Annotated in this window: 17 protein-coding genes; 9 read left to right on the top strand and 8 right to left on the bottom strand. The window is 69.6% G+C overall.

Annotation, left to right across the window (positions count from 1 at the left end):
• Positions 1 to 81 precede the first annotated feature (81 nt).
• A complete protein-coding gene (locus DJ018_RS19525) occupies positions 82 to 213 on the top strand; it encodes a hypothetical protein (protein WP_276309803.1) in 132 nt (43 codons plus the stop codon).
• Here DJ018_RS19525 and DJ018_RS04060 read toward each other — a convergent pair.
• On the bottom strand, positions 210 to 587 hold the full coding sequence (locus tag DJ018_RS04060) for a COG3650 family protein (RefSeq protein ID WP_111513591.1): 378 nt from the start codon (positions 585 to 587) through the stop codon (positions 210 to 212). The two genes, DJ018_RS19525 and DJ018_RS04060, sit on opposite strands and share 4 nt — an antisense overlap.
• Positions 588 to 633: 46 nt before the next feature.
• Here DJ018_RS04060 and DJ018_RS04055 point away from each other — a divergent pair, with 46 nt between their 5' ends.
• The 4 genes from DJ018_RS04055 (at position 634) to DJ018_RS04040 (ending at position 4335) form a co-directional block, all read left to right on the top strand.
• A complete protein-coding gene (locus DJ018_RS04055; protein WP_111513590.1) occupies positions 634 to 1770 on the top strand; it encodes a DNA cytosine methyltransferase in 1137 nt (378 codons plus the stop codon).
• 85 nt (positions 1771 to 1855) lie between these two features.
• Positions 1856 to 2845 (top strand): cysteine synthase A, encoded by a 990-nt coding sequence (cysK, locus tag DJ018_RS04050; RefSeq protein WP_111513589.1) that lies wholly within the window; start codon positions 1856 to 1858, stop codon positions 2843 to 2845.
• Positions 2846 to 3280 carry a very short patch repair endonuclease gene (locus tag DJ018_RS04045; RefSeq protein WP_111513588.1) on the top strand — a complete coding sequence of 145 codons (435 nt, stop codon included), beginning with the start codon at positions 2846 to 2848 and terminating at the stop codon, positions 3278 to 3280.
• Complete coding sequence (locus DJ018_RS04040) at positions 3277 to 4335, top strand: acyltransferase family protein (RefSeq protein ID WP_111513587.1); 1059 nt, start codon at positions 3277 to 3279, stop codon at positions 4333 to 4335. The genes DJ018_RS04045 and DJ018_RS04040 overlap by 4 nt, the downstream gene beginning before the upstream one ends.
• A gap of 10 nt (positions 4336 to 4345) precedes the next feature.
• On the opposite strand, the gene DJ018_RS04035 is transcribed toward DJ018_RS04040, so the two are convergent.
• The gene (locus DJ018_RS04035) at positions 4346 to 5212 is read right to left on the bottom strand and encodes a glycoside hydrolase family 16 protein (protein WP_205853705.1); all 867 of its coding nucleotides are present in this window, start codon (positions 5210 to 5212) and stop codon (positions 4346 to 4348) included.
• A 142-nt stretch (positions 5213 to 5354) separates the two neighbouring features.
• Here DJ018_RS04035 and DJ018_RS04030 point away from each other — a divergent pair, with 142 nt between their 5' ends.
• Positions 5355 to 7352: a transglycosylase domain-containing protein gene (locus DJ018_RS04030; protein WP_111513585.1), complete on the top strand. Its 1998-nt coding sequence runs from the start codon at positions 5355 to 5357 to the stop codon at positions 7350 to 7352.
• A 21-nt stretch (positions 7353 to 7373) separates the two neighbouring features.
• On the opposite strand, the gene DJ018_RS04025 is transcribed toward DJ018_RS04030, so the two are convergent.
• From DJ018_RS04025 to DJ018_RS04015, 3 genes are all read right to left on the bottom strand, one after another.
• On the bottom strand, positions 7374 to 8114 hold the full coding sequence (locus DJ018_RS04025; RefSeq protein ID WP_111513584.1) for a M48 family metallopeptidase: 741 nt from the start codon (positions 8112 to 8114) through the stop codon (positions 7374 to 7376).
• A gap of 10 nt (positions 8115 to 8124) precedes the next feature.
• Positions 8125 to 9396 (bottom strand): polyhydroxyalkanoate depolymerase, encoded by a 1272-nt coding sequence (locus tag DJ018_RS04020; RefSeq protein WP_111513583.1) that lies wholly within the window; start codon positions 9394 to 9396, stop codon positions 8125 to 8127.
• Between the two features lie 99 nt (positions 9397 to 9495).
• Entirely contained in the window at positions 9496 to 10110 is a 615-nt protein-coding gene (locus DJ018_RS04015; protein WP_111513582.1) for an SCO family protein, read from the bottom strand.
• 50 nt (positions 10111 to 10160) lie between these two features.
• Here DJ018_RS04015 and DJ018_RS04010 point away from each other — a divergent pair, with 50 nt between their 5' ends.
• Both DJ018_RS04010 and DJ018_RS04005 read left to right on the top strand, forming a co-directional pair.
• Positions 10161 to 11552 (top strand): ActS/PrrB/RegB family redox-sensitive histidine kinase, encoded by a 1392-nt coding sequence (locus tag DJ018_RS04010; RefSeq protein WP_111513581.1) that lies wholly within the window; start codon positions 10161 to 10163, stop codon positions 11550 to 11552.
• A gap of 83 nt (positions 11553 to 11635) precedes the next feature.
• Entirely contained in the window at positions 11636 to 12193 is a 558-nt protein-coding gene (locus DJ018_RS04005; RefSeq protein ID WP_111513580.1) for an ActR/PrrA/RegA family redox response regulator transcription factor, read from the top strand.
• 4 nt (positions 12194 to 12197) lie between these two features.
• Here the strand turns inward: DJ018_RS04005 and mmcB are convergent, their stop codons facing one another.
• The 3 genes from mmcB to DJ018_RS03990 all read right to left on the bottom strand — a co-directional run bounded on the left by mmcB (position 12198) and on the right by DJ018_RS03990 (position 13715).
• Positions 12198 to 12656: a DNA repair putative endonuclease MmcB gene (gene mmcB / locus DJ018_RS04000; protein ID WP_111513579.1), complete on the bottom strand. Its 459-nt coding sequence runs from the start codon at positions 12654 to 12656 to the stop codon at positions 12198 to 12200.
• 77 nt (positions 12657 to 12733) lie between these two features.
• Complete coding sequence (locus tag DJ018_RS03995) at positions 12734 to 13144, bottom strand: metallopeptidase family protein (RefSeq protein WP_111513578.1); 411 nt, start codon at positions 13142 to 13144, stop codon at positions 12734 to 12736.
• Positions 13137 to 13715 (bottom strand): hypothetical protein, encoded by a 579-nt coding sequence (locus DJ018_RS03990; protein WP_111513577.1) that lies wholly within the window; start codon positions 13713 to 13715, stop codon positions 13137 to 13139. Before DJ018_RS03990 ends, DJ018_RS03995 begins: the two co-directional genes overlap by 8 nt.
• Before the next feature lie 125 nt (positions 13716 to 13840).
• Between DJ018_RS03990 and DJ018_RS03985 the strand changes: the two genes are divergently transcribed.
• A complete protein-coding gene (locus DJ018_RS03985; protein ID WP_111513576.1) occupies positions 13841 to 16165 on the top strand; it encodes a PAS domain-containing sensor histidine kinase in 2325 nt (774 codons plus the stop codon).
• The last annotated feature ends 49 nt before the right edge of the window (positions 16166 to 16214 follow it).

Below are 16214 nucleotides of genomic sequence, written 5' to 3'. Positions count from 1 at the left end.
TCAGGGTGTTAGTTGGGCGCTTGTGAACTGGAACAAGCTCAAGCGCAGCCGCCCGCAAGAGGCGCGGTTCGAAGGACTCCCATGACGCTGAAAGCGTTTCTCGCGGCCGCCGCGGCCGCCGCCATAGCCGTTGGCCTGGCCATCCCGGTGCCCCACAGCACCCGAGCCGAGCCCAAGTCTCAGTTCGCCACCTACGAGTTCGGCCACGGCTAGCCGCGAGCCGGCGCCGCGCACCCCTTCAAGACCTCACGCCCCGTCAAGCTGACCTCCGCCGCCATCGGGTAGGCGAGGTCGCTCATGCCGTCCGAGCACGCCTGCGGCCACACCCGCAGCGTCAGGGTGCGGCCGTCCGCCGTACGGCCCGACCACACCGACGCCCCGCCTTCCGTCCGCCTTTGCGCCGGCGCGGACAGGTCCGGCTGCTCGGGACGGATCAGCGTCACCTGCGCGTCCCGCACCCGCACCGCCCAGAACGGCTCGGTTCCGCGGGCGTCGATCCGCGCGTCGACCTGCGGCGGCATGGGCGTCTGACATCCCGCCGCAGCTCCGGACAGAGCAAGCGCGGCGAGAGCGATGATCCGGCGCATGGATGCCTCCTTTCGGCAGGCGCGACGCAGGTTAGAGTCCCCGCCAATGAGTCGCGCGCCGCTCTCCTTCTACGAATTCTTCGCCGGCGGCGGCATGGCCCGCCTCGGCCTGGGCGAGGGCTGGTCCTGCCTTTTCGCCAACGATTTCGACGCGGCCAAGGCGGCCACCTACCGCGCCAACTATCCGGACGCCGAAACCCACCTCGTGCAAGGCGATGTTTGGAAGCTGGAGCCCGCCGACCTTCCGGGCCGCGCCGACCTCGCCTGGGCCTCCTCGCCCTGCCAGGACTTCAGCCTCGCGGGCGGCCGCGCCGGCCTGGCCGGCGGCCGCTCCTCCGCCTTCTTCGGCTTCTGGCGCCTGATGGAAGCCCTGGACGAGGAGGGCCGCGCGCCCCGCACCATCGTCATCGAGAACGTCTCGGGCCTGCTCACCTCGCATGGCGGCGACGACTTCGCCGCCCTGGGCGCCGCCCTCGCTAAGCGCGGCTACAGCTTCGGCGCGCTGGAGATCGACGCGGCCGCCTTTCTGCCCCAGTCGCGGCCCCGCGTCTTCGTGATCGCCACGCGGCAAGCCCCGCCCGCGCACCTGGTGGGCGACAGCCCGTTCCGCACCCGCGCCGTTCGCGCCGCCGCCGAGCGCCTGACGCCCGAACTCGCCGCCCGCTGGATCGACTGGAGCCTGCCCGCGCCGCCGGCCCGCAACACCGACCTTGCCGCCGTGCTGGAGGACGACGCCCAGGTCGCCTGGCACGATCCCTCCCGCACCGCGGCCTGGCTGGACCTGCTCTCGCCGCTGCATCGCGCCAAGCTCGAGGCCGCAAAGGCCAGCGGCCGGCGCACCGTCGGCGGCGTCTTCCGCCGCATGCGCATCGAGGACGGCCGCCGGGTCCAACGGGCCGAGCTTCGCTTCGACGGCCTGGCCGGCTGCCTGCGCACCCCCCGCGGCGGCTCGTCCCGGCAGGTGGTGGTGGTGGTGGAAGGCGAGCGGGTCCGCACCCGCCTGCTCACCGCGCGCGAGGCCGCCCGCCTGATGGGCCTGCCCGACAGCTACCGCCTGCCCAAGGCGACCACGACCGCCCTGCACGTCGCCGGCGACGGCGTCGCCGCCCCCGTGGTCCGCTGGCTGGCCGAGCGTTTGCTGGAGCCGCTGCTCGCCCCGCCGGCGGCGCTGGCGGCCGAGTAGCCATCTTCCTCACGCGAGGCCTTCCAAAAGCGTCGGGAAGTCTTAGGTTCGCGGCCGAAGGGCTTCTGCGACGAAAGGTCCATCCATGGACGCTACCCCGGACAACATCTACGACGCCGCCAGCTACCATCGGAATGGCCGCGGCCGGATCTACGACTCCGTTCTCGACCTGGTGGGCGACACGCCGCTGGTGCGCCTGCCGCGCCTGACCGAGGCGCTGCAGCCCAAGGCCGAGGTGGTCGCCAAGCTCGAGTTCTTCAATCCGCTCGCCTCGGTGAAGGACCGCATCGGCGTCGCGATGATCGAGTACCTGGAAGCCAAGGGCATCCTGAAGCCAGGCGGCCAGATCATCGAGCCGACCAGCGGCAACACCGGCATTGCGCTCGCCTTCGTCGCGGCGGCCAAAGGCTACAAACTGACCCTGGTCATGCCCGAGAGCATGTCCATTGAACGCCGCAAGATGCTGGTGCTGCTGGGCGCCAAGCTGGAACTCACCGCCCCTGAGCGCGGCATGGCCGGCGCGGTCGCTAGAGCCCGGGAACTGGTGGAAGCCAACCCCGGCGCGGTGATGCCCCAGCAGTTCGACAACCCCGCCAACCCGCTCATCCACCGCGTCTCCACGGCGGAAGAGATCTGGAACGACACCGAGGGCCGCGTGGACGCGGTGATCGCCGGCGTCGGCACCGGCGGCACCATCACCGGCGTCGGCCAGGTGCTGAAGTCGCGCAAGCCGTCGGTGAAGATGATCGCGGTCGAGCCGGAAGCTTCCCCAGTGCTGTCCGGCGGCCAGCCCGGCCCGCACAAGATCCAGGGCATCGGCGCGGGCTTCGTGCCCTCGATCATCGATCGCGGGACCATCGACGAGATCGTCCAGGTCTCCAACGACGACAGCTTCTCCATGGCTCGCCGCGTGGCGCGCGAGGAAGGCATTCCGGTGGGCATCTCCTCCGGCGCCGCCCTGACCGCCGCCTTCGACGTGGCCAGCCGCGACGACATGGCCGGCAAGCTGGTGGTGGTGATCATCCCGAGCTTCGCCGAACGCTACCTCTCCACCGCCCTGTTCGACGGGCTCTGATTGGAGACGCGGACCGACGTCTTCGATGCGGCCAAGCGATCCGCCGTCATGCGGCGGGTCAAGGGTCGCGACACGACGCCGGAAATGCAGGTGCGGCGGGCGCTGACAAGGCTCGGAGCCCGCTACCGCCTGCACCGCAAGGACCTGCCCGGCTCGCCCGACGTGGTGCTGCCGGGCCGCCGCCTGGCCCTTTTCGTCCACGGCTGCTTCTGGCACGGCCACGACTGCGCCCGCGGCTCGCGCGTGCCCAAGACCAACCGCGAGTACTGGACCGCCAAGGTCGGCCGCAACAAGGCCCGCGACGCTCAGGCGTACGAGGCGCTCGCCGCCCAGGGCTGGCGGGTCGAGACGCTTTGGGAATGTGATCTCAAGGACGCCGCCGCGCTTGAGGCGCGCCTCCGGATCCTGCTGGCTGAGGCGCCTTTGCGCCGATGATCCGCAACATCCAGGCCCTGCGGGCGATCGCCGCCATGCTGGTGGTCGTCGCCCATTTCCAGCCGCTGCTGATGCAAGCCCATCCAGCCCTTCAGTGGGTGGGTCTTGGCCGCGCGGGCGTCGACCTGTTCTTCGTGATCAGCGGCTTCATCATGGTCTACACGACCGAGCGCGATCCGGTGGGGCCGAAGACCTTCGCCCTGCGCCGCATCCAGAGGATCGTTCCGCTCTACTGGGCCGTCACCCTGGCGCTGTTCGCCCTCGCCCTCGCGGCCCCGTCGCTGCTGGGCGCCAGCCGCCCTGACCCCGTCTGGCTGGTGAAGTCGCTGCTGTTCATCCCCTTCGACAAGGGCGACGGCACCGCCAATCCCTTGGTGCCGGTGGGCTGGACCCTGAACTATGAGATGTTCTTCTACGCCGTCTTCGCCCTGGCGCTTTTTCTGCGGTCGGGGCGCGGACGCTACCTGGCGGTGGTGGGCGTCATCGGCGCCCTGGGGCTGGTCGGCCTCGTCGCCGAATTCTCACAGCTGCACCTTCAGTTCTACACCCGCCCTATTCTGCTGGAGTTCGCGGCGGGGGTCCTGATTGCCCTGGCCTATGACCGCCTGCCGCGCGTCGGGCGGGGCCCGGCCGCCGCAGGCGTGCTCGCCTTTGCGATCGCCATGCTGGTGGTGCTGGCCGCCAGCGGCCTGGCCGCCGCGGACGAGCGGCTGCGCGTCGCCTTAGCCATGGCCGGCGCGGTCGGCCTGGTGCTCGCGGCCATTGTGCTGGAGCGCGGCGGCGCGGCTGCGCACGCCCGCCCGGTTCTGGAACTGGGCCACGCCAGCTACGCCATCTACCTGACCCACATGTTCGTCAGCCAGGCGGTGATACTCGCCCTGCGTTTCGGCGGGCTCGGCGGGCCGACCGTCGGCCTTCTCGCCGCTCTGTCCGGCATCGTCGCGTGCGCCCTGGTCGGCCTGGCCGTCCACCACCTGTTCGAGCGGCCGGTGGACCGAACGATCCGCCGCCTCACCGGCCGCCCTGCCGTGGCGAAGATGTCCCCCAGCCTTTGAGGGACGGCCCTCAGGGCTCGCTCTTCGTCACCTTCACCCAGTCGACCAGCACCTGGCCCTTGCCGGCGCCGATCAGGTCCACCGTGCTTTGCGGCAGGCCGGGGTAGGGCGCCTCCACCTTGTTCACGCCCTGCGGATAGCCGCCGCCCAGGGCCAGGTTCACGATCAGGTACTTGGCGTCATCGAACGCCCAGCGGCCGTGCTTCTCCACCATGGCGCGGGTGACGCGATAGCGCTCGGCGCCGTCGACGCGGAACACCAGCGCCTCATCGCTCCAGTCCACCGAATAGATGTGCCAGCCGGTGATGTCCTGGCCGGCCGGGAACGGCGCGCGCTGGGCCAGCGGCGTGTCGCCCGAATAGCCCGGCCCATGCAGGGCGAAGCTCGTCCAGTCGGCCTCGCCGACGTTCTCCATGACGTCGATCTCGCCGATCGCCGGCCACTGCCCCTCGCCCAGGATCCAGAAGGCCGGCCAAAGGCCCTGGCCGGCGGTCATCTTGATCCGCGCGGCCGCCGTTCCGTGGCTGAAGGCGAACTTGCCCCGCGTGTCGAGCCGTCCCGAAAGGAAGTCGAAGGTGCGTCCGGCGCGGGTCTTGTGCCCGGCTTGCGGCACGGCCCGGATCCGCAAGGCGCCATTCTCCGCCCCTTCCGCTTCCGCGCCATGGACGATGGCGACGACGCGGGGATCGTCCACATAGGCCTGCTGCTCGTTGTTCACGACCCAGTCCGGGACCACCACGTTCCACTTGAACCGGTCGAGCTTCGCGCCAGAGAAGTCGTCGAAGAACACGGTCCGCTCGCGCGCCGCCGCGCCCGATGCCGCAGACGTCGCCGCTGCAAACGCCAGCAGCGCCGCCATCGCGCTTTTCCACCTCATCGGACCCTCATCCTCCCCTGCCGGCGCTCGCCGCAGCGGCGCCGCAAACCACATTCATATGCTGTCAATATTGTTGGGCGTACCGCGCGGGTGCTAAGCCGCCCGCGGGACGGCGGCTTTTACCACTTTCTAGGACGACCATATGGCCAACGCGCAGTCGCCAGGACCCGAGGGTCGCGGCCGCGAGCCGCGCAAGCGGCGCTCGCCGCTGCAGGCGATCCTCTACTGGGCGATGGTGCTGGGGGTCTGGGCCCTCATCTTTGTCGTGGCCTTCTTCGCCGTGTTCAGCGTCGATCTGCCTGACACCTCCAAGCTCTATGACGTGAAGCGCCAGCCGTCGGTCTCTTACCTCGACCGTTCGGGCGGACTGATCGCCGTCCGCGGCAGCCAGTATGCGCCGCCCGTCGACCTCGATCGCCTGCCGCCCTATGTGCCCAAGGCGTTCATCGCCATCGAAGACCGCTGGTACTACTACCACTTCGGCTTCAACCCCTGGGGCATCGTCCGCAGCCAGATCTACAACGTCACCCACAGGGGCGAGGGCGGTCCGCTGCGCGGCGGCTCGACCATCACCCAGCAGCTGGCCCGCAACCTGTTCCTGACGCCCAAGCAGAACTACCGCCGCAAGGCGCAGGAGCTGATCCTGGCCGTCTGGCTGGAAGCCAAGTTCTCCAAGAAGCAGATCCTCGAGCTCTATCTGAACCGGGTCTACTTTGGCGCCGGCGCCTACGGCATCGAGGCCGCCTCCCAGCGCTATTTCGGCAAGCCGGCTTCCGAGCTGACCCTGGGCGAGGCCGCCCTGCTGGCTGGCATGATGAAAGGGCCTTCGCGCTATTCGCCGGTGTCCGCGACCGACCGCGCCGCGCGCCGGGCGACCATGGTCCTGGACGAGATGGTGCGCATCAAGGCGATCACCCCGCAGGAGCGGGACGAGGCCTTCACCCAGAAGGTGCGGGTCAATCCAGTGCTGGCCAACCAGCGCGCCCAGTACTTCGTGGACTGGGTGGATGACGAGGTCCGCAGCCTGGTGGGCGAGCCGACCGAGGATCTGGTGGTCGAGACCACCCTGGACCTGCCGCTCCAGGCCTCGGCCGAACAGTCCCTGCAGGCTGGCGTCGCAGGCGCGGCCGGGCAGGGCGTCGGCCAGGGCGCGCTCGTCTCCATCGACGGCGAGGGCCGCGTGCGCGCCTATGTCGGCGGGACCAACTACCTGCAGACCCAGTTCGATCGCGTCGCCCAGGCCAAGCGCCAGGCAGGCTCGGCCTTCAAGCCTTTCGTCTACCTCACCGCCATGGAAAGCGGCCGCACGCCGGACACCCCGGTGGTGGACCAGCCGGTGACCATCGGCAACTGGCAGCCCCGCAACTACACCGGCAAGTTCCTCGGCCCCATCACCATCGCCACCGCGATGCAGGAGTCGATCAACACGGTGGCGGCCCAGCTCGCCAACGAGGTCGGCACCGCCAACGTCGCCTCCACGGCGCGTCGGCTGGGCATCACCTCGCGCATCCAGCTCGATCCCTCCATGGCCCTCGGCGCGGTGGAAGTGAGCCCGCTGGAGCTGACCCAGGCCTACGCCCCGTTCTCCAACGGCGGCTACTTCGCCCGCGCCTATGCCATCGAGCGCATCCGCACCTCCAACGGTCGGGTGCTCTACGACCGCAGCGTCGGTGCGCCCGACCGGCGGCAGGTCATCGGCCAGCCGGCCTTGTCCTACATGGTCCGCATGATGCGGCAGGTCATCGTGGCCGGCACCGGCACGGCGGCGCGGGTCCCCGGCTTCGATCTGGCCGGCAAGACCGGCACCACCAGCGACTACCGGGACGCATGGTTCGTCGGCTACACCGGCGGCTTCGTGACCGCCGTCTGGGTGGGCAAGGACGACAACACGCCCATGAAGCGCGTCACCGGCGGCGGCCCGCCGGCCCGGATCTGGCGCGACTACATGAGTCAGGCCCTGCCCAGGCTGGCGACCCAGCCGATCCCCGGGGGCGACTTCATGCCCGAGCCGCCGCCGCCGACCGATCCGATCGCCGACGCCATCGATCAGGCCAACGGCGTGGTGCGCGAGCCGGAAGAGCCGTTCTACGACGGGGCCGCCCCGCCGCCGCAGCGCGAGCCGGTGCTGCCGCCTTACTGACCGGGCGGCGACAGCGGGGCCTCAGGCTCGGCCGAAGGCGTGCAGCCGGGCGCCCTCTTCGCGCAGCCAGGCGCGGTGGGGGCGCTCGTCGCCCACCAGGTCCTTCACGTGCGCCCAGAACCTTGGGCCGTGGTTCAGCTCCCGCAGGTGGGCGCATTCGTGGGCGGCCACGTAGTCGGCCACCTCGAAGGGCGCCAGGGCCAGACGCCAGGAATAGCGGATGAAGCCGGGGCCGCCGCGCGGTCCGGGACGGCACGAGCCCCAGCGCGACTTAGCGTCCATGATGGTGACCTTCGGCATGGGCGCGCCCAGCCGGGCCGCATAGAAGGCCGTCCGCTCGGTCAGCACGGCCAGCGCCCGCCGACGTATGATCAGGGTCACGGCGCGGGCGAAGCCTTCGCCCTCGCCCATGGCGACGATGCGGGCCGGGATCTCGCCCTCGGCCTCGATCCAGCGGGCTCGGCCGGAGCCCTGCTCCAGCCGCACCGGCTCGCCGAAGATCTCCAGGGTCATGCCCGGCAGCACCGGGGCGCCCGACGGCAGCTCGGCCAGACGCTCGGCGATCCAGCTGGCGCGCTCGCGGGCGAACGCGGCCGCTTCGGGCAGGCGTCGGGCGGACGGCGCCGTGGCGATAATCTCGCGCCGCGTGCGGTCGAGCCGCAGCGACACGCGCCGGGCTCTACGGTTCACTTTCAGGTTCACGACAGCGCCGGCGACCTCCAGCCGATCGCCGTCGGCCAGAGGTCTGCCGAAGGGACTCATCCCTCTGAACTTAGGCGGCGGCCCGCTGCTTGTCGAAGACCGCTTCGGTGCGGCGGATGAACGCCCTCACCCGCGGGTAGATCTCTTCGCGGAAGCGCCGGCCGTTGAAGACGCCGTAGTGGCCGACGTGCGGCTGGACGTAGTCTTCCTTGAACTCGTCCGGCAGGCCCGAGCAGAGCGTGTGAGCCGCCTGGGTCTGGCCGATGCCGGAGATGTCGTCCATCTCGCCCTCGACCGTCAGCAGGCCGATGTCGCGGATCAGGTCCGGACGCACCAGCCGGCCGCGATGCTCAAGCTCGCCCTTCGGCAGCAGGTAGCGCTGGAACACCACGTCGACGGTCTGGAGGTAGAACTCCTCCGTCAGGTCCAGCACCGACAGGTACTCGTCGTAGAACTCCAGGTGCTTGTCGGCGGAATCGCCGTCGCCGGCCATCAGGTGGCGCAGGTAGCGGCGGTGCGCTTCCTGGTGCTTCTCCAGGTTCATCGACATGAAGCTGGCGAGCTGCACAAAGCCCGGATAGACGCGCCGGCCCGCGCCCGGATAGGGCCCCGGCACGGTGTAGATCATGTTGGACTCGAACCAGGCGAAGGGCTTCTCCTCCGCCAGCTGGTTGGTCACGGTGGGCGACAGCCGCGCGTCGATCGGCGAGCCCATGAAGGTCATCGAGCCTGGGCGGCTCTCGTCCTCGTCCTCGGCCATCAGCGCCGCGGCGGCCAGCACCGGCGGACCTGGCTGGCAGACCGCCACCACGTGCGGGCGCGGGCCCAGCAGCTGCAGCATCTTGCGGACTTGGTCGATGTAATCGTGGAAGTCGAAGCGGCCTTCCATCAGCGGCACGTCGCGGGCGTTTGACCAATCGGTGATGAACACCTCGTGATCCTGCAGGAACGCCTCCACGGTGCCGCGCAGCAGGGTCGCGTAGTGGCCCGACAGCGGCGCGACGATCAGCACCGCCGGCTCCAGCTCCCGCCGGCCCGCCTTGCGCATGTCGGCCATGTCGCGGCTGAAGTGGACGAGCTTGCACCAGGGGCTGGACCAGACCTCCGTCGGCCGCACCCGCACCGGATGGCCGTCGACCTCCACCTGGTCGATCATCCACGCGGGCTTGCCGTAGCGGCGCGTCAGGTTCGAGAAGAGATCGGCGCCGGCGAACAGGCTTCGGCCCAGCTCGCTGTCATGCGCCGGGTTCAGCGGCGATCCCCAGAAGCTGCGCGCCGCAAGGGCGGCGTAGCGGAGCGGGGTGGTGGCGTAGTAGCCGGCTTCGTAGAGGGTGTAGAGCATGCCACAATCCTTGTGCGCCGCAGCATAACACCTGAAGTGTTAATCGGGTCCACAAGCTTGACTGTGGCGTTCCGCCACGTCTGTACACTGGCGACAGCGTCAGCAGCTCTGCGCCCGCGATCCCTGCTTCATCGCCGCCTCGATCTTGGCCGCCATCTGCTCCGGCGTCAGGCCATAGCTCAGCGGGCACGCCAGCTCGCCCCGCGGGTTCATCAGGTAGGTGATCGTCGAGTGGTCGATCACGTAGTCCGGCCCCGTCCCCGACTTCTGATGGTAGACCCGGTAGGCCTTGGCGATCTGATCGACCTGGGCCTGGTTCCCCGTCAGCGCCAGCACCTTCCGGGGGAAGGTCTCGTTGTCGAGATAGGTCCTCAGCTGGTCGGGCGTGTCCCGCGCCGGATCGAGGCTGACGAACACGGTCTGGAAGTTGCGCGCCTTGTCGCCCAGCAGCTTCTCGGTCTGGCCCAGGGCCAGCAGCGTCGTCGGGCAGGCGTCGGGGCAATAGGTGAAGCCGAAGAACACCGCGCTCCACTTGCCCTTGAGGGCGCTCTGGTCGACGTTGGCGCCCGTCTGGTCGATCATTTGGAACGGCCCGCCGATGGCGGCGGTTTGCTGCTGTCGAGGGGTCAGGACGCCCGACTGAACGGCGAGTGCAGTGAGAATGGCGAAGGCCACGGCCAGGAGCGCGAGGATGGCGAGCAGGCGGCGGCTCATTCGGAATTCCTTTGTCAGGACCGGGACGGTCCCCGGGGCGCTGGTCTAGCATGGCCAGCCTGCATTCCGCGGCGGCGGCGCAGACCGTCAGCCTCGATAAGACTGGGCACGTCCTGGCGCAAGGCGAGGACGCTGGCCCCGGCGACTGGCAGGGCGTCGCCGTCCGGCGCAGCCACCTGAGGGTTCGCACCCTCGTCTCCCTGCGCTGGATGGTGATCGCGGGCGAGATCCTGCTTCTGCTGGTGGCCGGCTTCGGTCTGGGCTTCCACGCGCCCTACCCCTTCTGCTTCGCGGTCATTGGAGCTGCGGCCTGGATCAACCTGATCACGGGGGTGGCCGCGCCGGGTCAAAAAGTGCTCGGCGACGTCGAGGCCACCGCGCACTTGGCTGTGGACGTGGTGCAGATCGCAGCCCTGGTGTTCCTGACCGGCGGGACCTCCAACCCCTTCGTGCTCCTGCTGATCGCGCCCGTCACCCTGGCGGCTGCGACCCTGCCGGCGCGCCCTGTGCTGACGCTCGGGTTTCTGGCGGGGGGGCTGACCATCGCCTTGGCTTTCCTGTCCTTCCCGCTGCCGGCGCCGGAAGGGCTGGAAGCGGTGGTCTCGCCCAGCTACCGCATCGGCGCCGCAATGGCGGTGATGGCCGGCATCGCCCTGGTCGCCGGCTACGTGCGTCAGGCCGCCGAGGAAGCCGCCCGCATGGCGCTTGCCCTGGACGTCACCCAGTCGGTGCTGGCCAAGGAGCAGCGACTGTCCGCCCTCGGCGCGCTCGCCGCGGCCGCGGCCCACGAGCTCGGCACGCCGCTCGCCACCATCTCTATCGTAGCCAAGGAACTGGAGCGGGAAGCGCCCACGCCGCAGGTGCGCGAGGACGCCGAGTTGCTGCGGGCTCAGGCTGAACGCTGCCGCGAGATCCTGCGCCGGCTGACGGACAAGCCCGACGCGGCCTCCGACGAGGTCCACGAGCGCCTGTCCCTCCGGCAACTGGTGCAGGAGGTCATGGAGCCTCACGCTGAGACGAAGGATGTCCGCGTCGAGGCGATCGTCACCGGCGCGCCCGGCGTGAAAGCGCCCGACATCCGGCGCATGCCGGAGATCACCCACGCCTTCACCTCGTTTGTGGAGAACGCCGTCGACTTCGCGAATTCCGAGGTCCTGGTCACCGCCCGCTTCGATGCGGAGACCATCTCCATGGAGGTGCGGGACGACGGTCCCGGCTTCGCACCCGAGATCCTGGCGAAGCTCGGCGAACCGTACGTCACAACCAGACCGGGAGCCGAGGGATCGCGCACCGGACACATCGGAATGGGGCTCGGGTTCTTCATCTCGAAGACTTTGTTGGAACGAACCGGGGCTGTTGTGACGTTTCAGAATGGCCGCCCCCGCGGCGCGATCGTCTCGGCCCGTTGGCCGCGGGCGAGAATCGAAGCGGAGACGGCCTGAGGCGCGGGCTTGTTGCGGGTTGCGACCTGCGACAGTCTGCCGCATACCGTACTGGTTGTAGGGAGCCCCGCGGGGGTGAGTGCATGACCGACCTTTCGACCGAAGTCGCCGCCCTGCCGGATAAGTCTCTTCTGGTGATGGACGACGACGCGCCGCTGCGCACGCGGCTTGGCCGAGCCCTCGAGCAGCGGGGCTTCGAGCCCACGCTGGTGGGCAGCGTCTCGGAAGCCATCACGGCAGTGAAGAGCAGCCCGCCTGCGTTCGCGGTGCTCGATATGCGATTGGACGACGGCAACGGCCTGCGCGTCGTGGAGGCGGTGCGTGACGCGCGGCCGGACGCGCGCATCATCATGCTGACCGGCTATGGCAACATCGCGACGGCCGTCCAGGCGGTCAAAGCCGGCGCGGTGGATTACCTCTCAAAGCCTGCGGACGCGGACGACGTGGTGCGGGCGCTGCTGGCCCGGGGCGATGCGCCTCCGCCGCCGCCGGACAATCCGATGAGCGCGGACCGGGTTCGGTGGGAGCACATCCAGCGGGTCTACGAACTCTGCAACCATAACGTCTCGGAGACCGCGCGCCGCCTGAACATGCACCGGCGAACCCTTCAGCGGATCCTCGCCAAGCGCGCCCCGCGCTAAGCGGCTACTCCAAGCTGGTGGCCTGCACGCCGCCCGCCCGCATGGCGGCGAGGCGGGCGAAGGCGAGGGTGAGCGCTTTGCGACGCGCCCCGGCCAGGGCCTCCACCGGCGCCTCGCGCAGGACCGCGCCGCCGAACCCGTCGGCGACGATCAAGCCCGGCTCCGCGGGCAGGATCTCGCGCGGGAATTCCGGCGCCACGGCAAAGGCGAAGGCATCGCAGTAGGGCTGGTACTCGTGCCACTTCTGGTCGGTCCGGAAGTCCTCGACGCTCGACTTCACCTCCACGATGAAGATCTGGCCCTTGGGGCCCAGCGCCATGAGGTCGGCGCGACGGCCATTTGGAAGCGTGACCTCGGCCAGCGGCGCGTAGCCCAGCGCGGTGAGCAGCCGGGCCGCCCCGCGGGTCACGGTGGCTGTGGTCTCGGGACGCGAGAGTGAGACGACGGTGACGGAGACGTCCATGTCGCCACCCTGTTCCGTCTTCGTTCCCAGTGCAAGCGCGGCAGTTTGCGACAAGCTGGCGCGAATCGCAGGCGCCGCTACTCCGCGGCGGCTTCGATCGCGTGGATGTCGTCGTCGGAGAGGCCGAAGTGGTGGCCGATCTCGTGCACCAGCACATGGGTGACCAGCTCATCCAGCGTGATCTCTCCATGGTCCGCCCACTCGTCGAGGATCGGGCGACGATAAAGGAAGACCATGGACGGCGCAGGGCTTGGTCCCAGGACCGAGCGACTCGCGATATCGACGCCGTGATAGAGGCCGGTGAGCTCGAACGGATCCTCGATCTCGAGGCTGTCGAGCACCTCCTGCGCCGCGAAGTCTTCGACCCGGAACAGAACCTCACCAGCCAACTGACGGAAGCCAGAAGGGAGCGCCTGAAAGGCGGTCTCCGCAAGCGCAGCGATGTCATCGAGCGATGGCGCCCGACCAAAGGTTTGAAGCTCACTCATCAGGCACGACGATATCCGGTCGCTCGGGCAGGCGCACTTCGAACAAGCCGATGTCGAGCGGCTGCTGCGGCTCCACCGGCCGGAGGGGCTGGCGGGCGATGGCTCGCAGGGTCTCGGGGTCGAGCGACTGACGCGCTCGTCGCGCCTGCCGGGCTTGGGGCGCTTCGATTGGCCGCTCCGCGCTGGCCACCCGCCAATAGGACACCATGAGCCGCCAGGCTGTGCGCGGCGCTTGCGTCGGGGGCTCGGGCCAGCGCCGGCCGTCTTCAAAGGTGGGCGTGACAGGGGCGAGCGGCGCGGTTCGACCCGGCTCGATGACCAGCTGCTCGACCAGCTTGCAGAAGCGATCCTCAATCCCCGGTGTGAAGCCGGTCCGCTCGTCCTCCACGCGGCCAGCGTAGGCAGCCAGGGCGGCTTCCCGGGTTGCGAACGCCGGGCCGGTCGGATCGGTGGTGAACACCACGGCCTCTCGGGCGGCGGTGCGCGCCTCGCGTTCTCGTGTGGCGCGAGCCAGCGGCCGCGCCAGCGCCTGCTCGGCGTTCGCCGCAACCGGATAAAGGATGGCCGTCATGTCCCTGATCATGCGCCAAAACGACAGGGGCTGGAAACGTGGCGAGATCGTGGTCGTAGGGCGAAGAGCCGCCTAATGTCCGTTAAGGGTGATTCGCCTTTCGGCGGAGGGCGAGCGGAGCCAGGATGGGAGCGCATCAACTGATCCTTGCGGCCGCGGCGGGCGCTGTCTCGCTGGCGATCTGCGCTGTGCTCTGGGCTTTGGCCCAGCGCGGGCGCGGGCAAGGACGTGTGAGGGCCCTGCTGGACCGTATCGCCGCTCTCGAGGCGCGGGCGGAGGCGGCCCAGGCTTCGGCGGAAGCGTTCGACTCCGCTCTGCTGGCGGTGGAAGACGGCCGGGCCATGCTGGCGTCGGGCGAGGAGTCCTTGCGCACCTGCGCGGCGGCGCTGGGCGTCGAAGCCGCCGACCCCCAAGCTCTCGTCAATGCGCTCATGCGCGCCGATCCCGACCACACCCGCCGCCTGCGAGCGCTGTTCGAGCGCGGCGAAGCCTGCGCCTTCGAAGTGCAGGGGCCAGCCGGCGCCGTTTCGGTCGAAGGACGTGCGGCGGGCGCGCTCGCGTGGCTTCGGCTGTCGGCCGTGATGGGCGAAGACGCCGGCCTGCCGACGGCGCCGCGGTTCGCCGCTTTTCTGAACACGCGCGAGTGTCCGGCCTGGATCGCCGCGGCGGATGGCTCGCCGGTTTGGGTCAACGCCGCCTGGCTGAAGGCGGTGGACGCCCACAGCCTTGATGAAGCGGCCGAACGCGGCGCAGCTTTTGACCGCGCCGTGGACTCCTTCGCCTCCGAAGCCGCCAACTTGGGTCAGCGGCGCGAGACCACTCGCTGGGTCACGGTCGGCGGACGCCGCGTTGCGTTCAACATCACCGCCCAACCGTTGGAAGGCGGCGGGGTCGGCGTGTGGACCGACGACGTCACCGACCTGGAAGAAACCCGCGAGCATCTGAAGCGCAACGTCGAGGCGCACGACGAGACGCTCAACCACATCGCCGAAGCGGTGGCGATCTTCAGTCACGCCAAAAAGCTGATCTTCCACAACGTCGCCTTCGCCGAGCTGTGGGGTTTGGAGCCTGCGTGGCTGGCCGAGCAGCCCAGCCACTCCGAAATCCTGGATCGCCTGCGCCAGCGCCGCCGCCTGCCGGAAACTGCCGATTACGGGCGCTGGAAGGCGGCTGAGCTCGACCGGTACGAACAGCTCGCCTCCAGCCCTGACGACCTTTGGAGCTTGCCCGACGGCCGCACCCTCAAGGTGGTGCGCCAGCCGCACCCGATGGGCGGCCTGCTGCTGCTGTTCAGCGACATCACGGGCGAGCTGAAGCTGAAGGCGCAGTACAACGCCCTCATCCAGGTCCAGCAGGCGACGCTCGACAAGCTTAGCGACGCGGTGGCGGTGTTCGGCTCGGATGGGCGCCTGCGCCTGCACAACGACGCTTTCGCCCGCTTCTGGAACCTGACGCCGACCGCACTGGAGGCGGCGGGCGACTTCGAAGGCGTGGTCGACCTCTGCGTGCCCAAGCTGCATGACCTGGGTTTCTGGCGCGAGCTGAAGGGCCGGGTGGCCGATCCGGATCCACAGGCGCGCGCGCCGATGAGCGGGGAGGTTCGCACCTCCGACGCGCGTATCGTCGCCTATCAATCGCGGCCGCTGCCCGACGGGGCCACCCTGATCGCCTTCACCGACATCACCGACACCCGCAAGCTCGAGAGCGCTCTGGCGGCTCGGGAGGCGGCGCTGGACGAGGCCGAGCGGCTGAAGCGCGACTTCGTCGGCAACGTCTCCTATGAGCTGCGGACGCCGCTCACCACGATCATCGGCTACTCCGAGCTGCTGGAGCGTTCCGGGGACGGGTTGTCGGAGCGCGGGCGTGCGCATGCGGCGGCGGTGAAGGCGGCGGCGACCCAGCTGGCACGTTCCATCGACGACGTCCTCGACATGGCGCAGATCGATGCCGACGAGATGGCGCTGGACCTGGAAGACGTCCGGGTCGCCGAGCTGCTGATGCAGACCGCAGTGCGTTGGGCCAAGGAAGCGGAGGCTATGCGGGTCTCAATCCTGGTGGAACGCCCGGACGACATCGGGGTGATCCGCGGGGACTCGCGCCGCCTCAGCCAGATCCTGAATCACCTGGTGGAGAACGCCCTGCGCCAAACCCCGCCAGGCGGTACGGTCACGGTCGCTGCACGGCGCGCCCTGGGCGAGATTCAGCTGCAGGTCTCGGACACCGGCCGGGGCATTCCATTCCATGTGCAGGCGCACATCTTCGACCGCTTCATCGGGCGCGAGCGCGGCGGACCCGGGTTAGGCCTTGCGCTCGTGAAGGCGCTGACCGAGCTGCACGGCGGTTGGGTGGCGCTTGAAAGCGAGCCTGGTGCGGGCGCGACCTTCACCTGCCACCTTCCAGAAGAAGCCCACGCAGCCGTCGCCCAGCCGGAGCTGGGCTTCGCGCACTAGAGCGATCCGTTCTGCCGAAAGGCCGCGCGTAATCCTGCCTTGAACGAAG

Source organism: Phenylobacterium deserti (assembly GCF_003254705.1).
Taxonomy (GTDB): domain Bacteria; phylum Pseudomonadota; class Alphaproteobacteria; order Caulobacterales; family Caulobacteraceae; genus Phenylobacterium; species Phenylobacterium deserti.
Note: the sequence above shows the minus strand (reverse complement) of the source record. Positions and strands in the feature narration are given on the sequence as shown.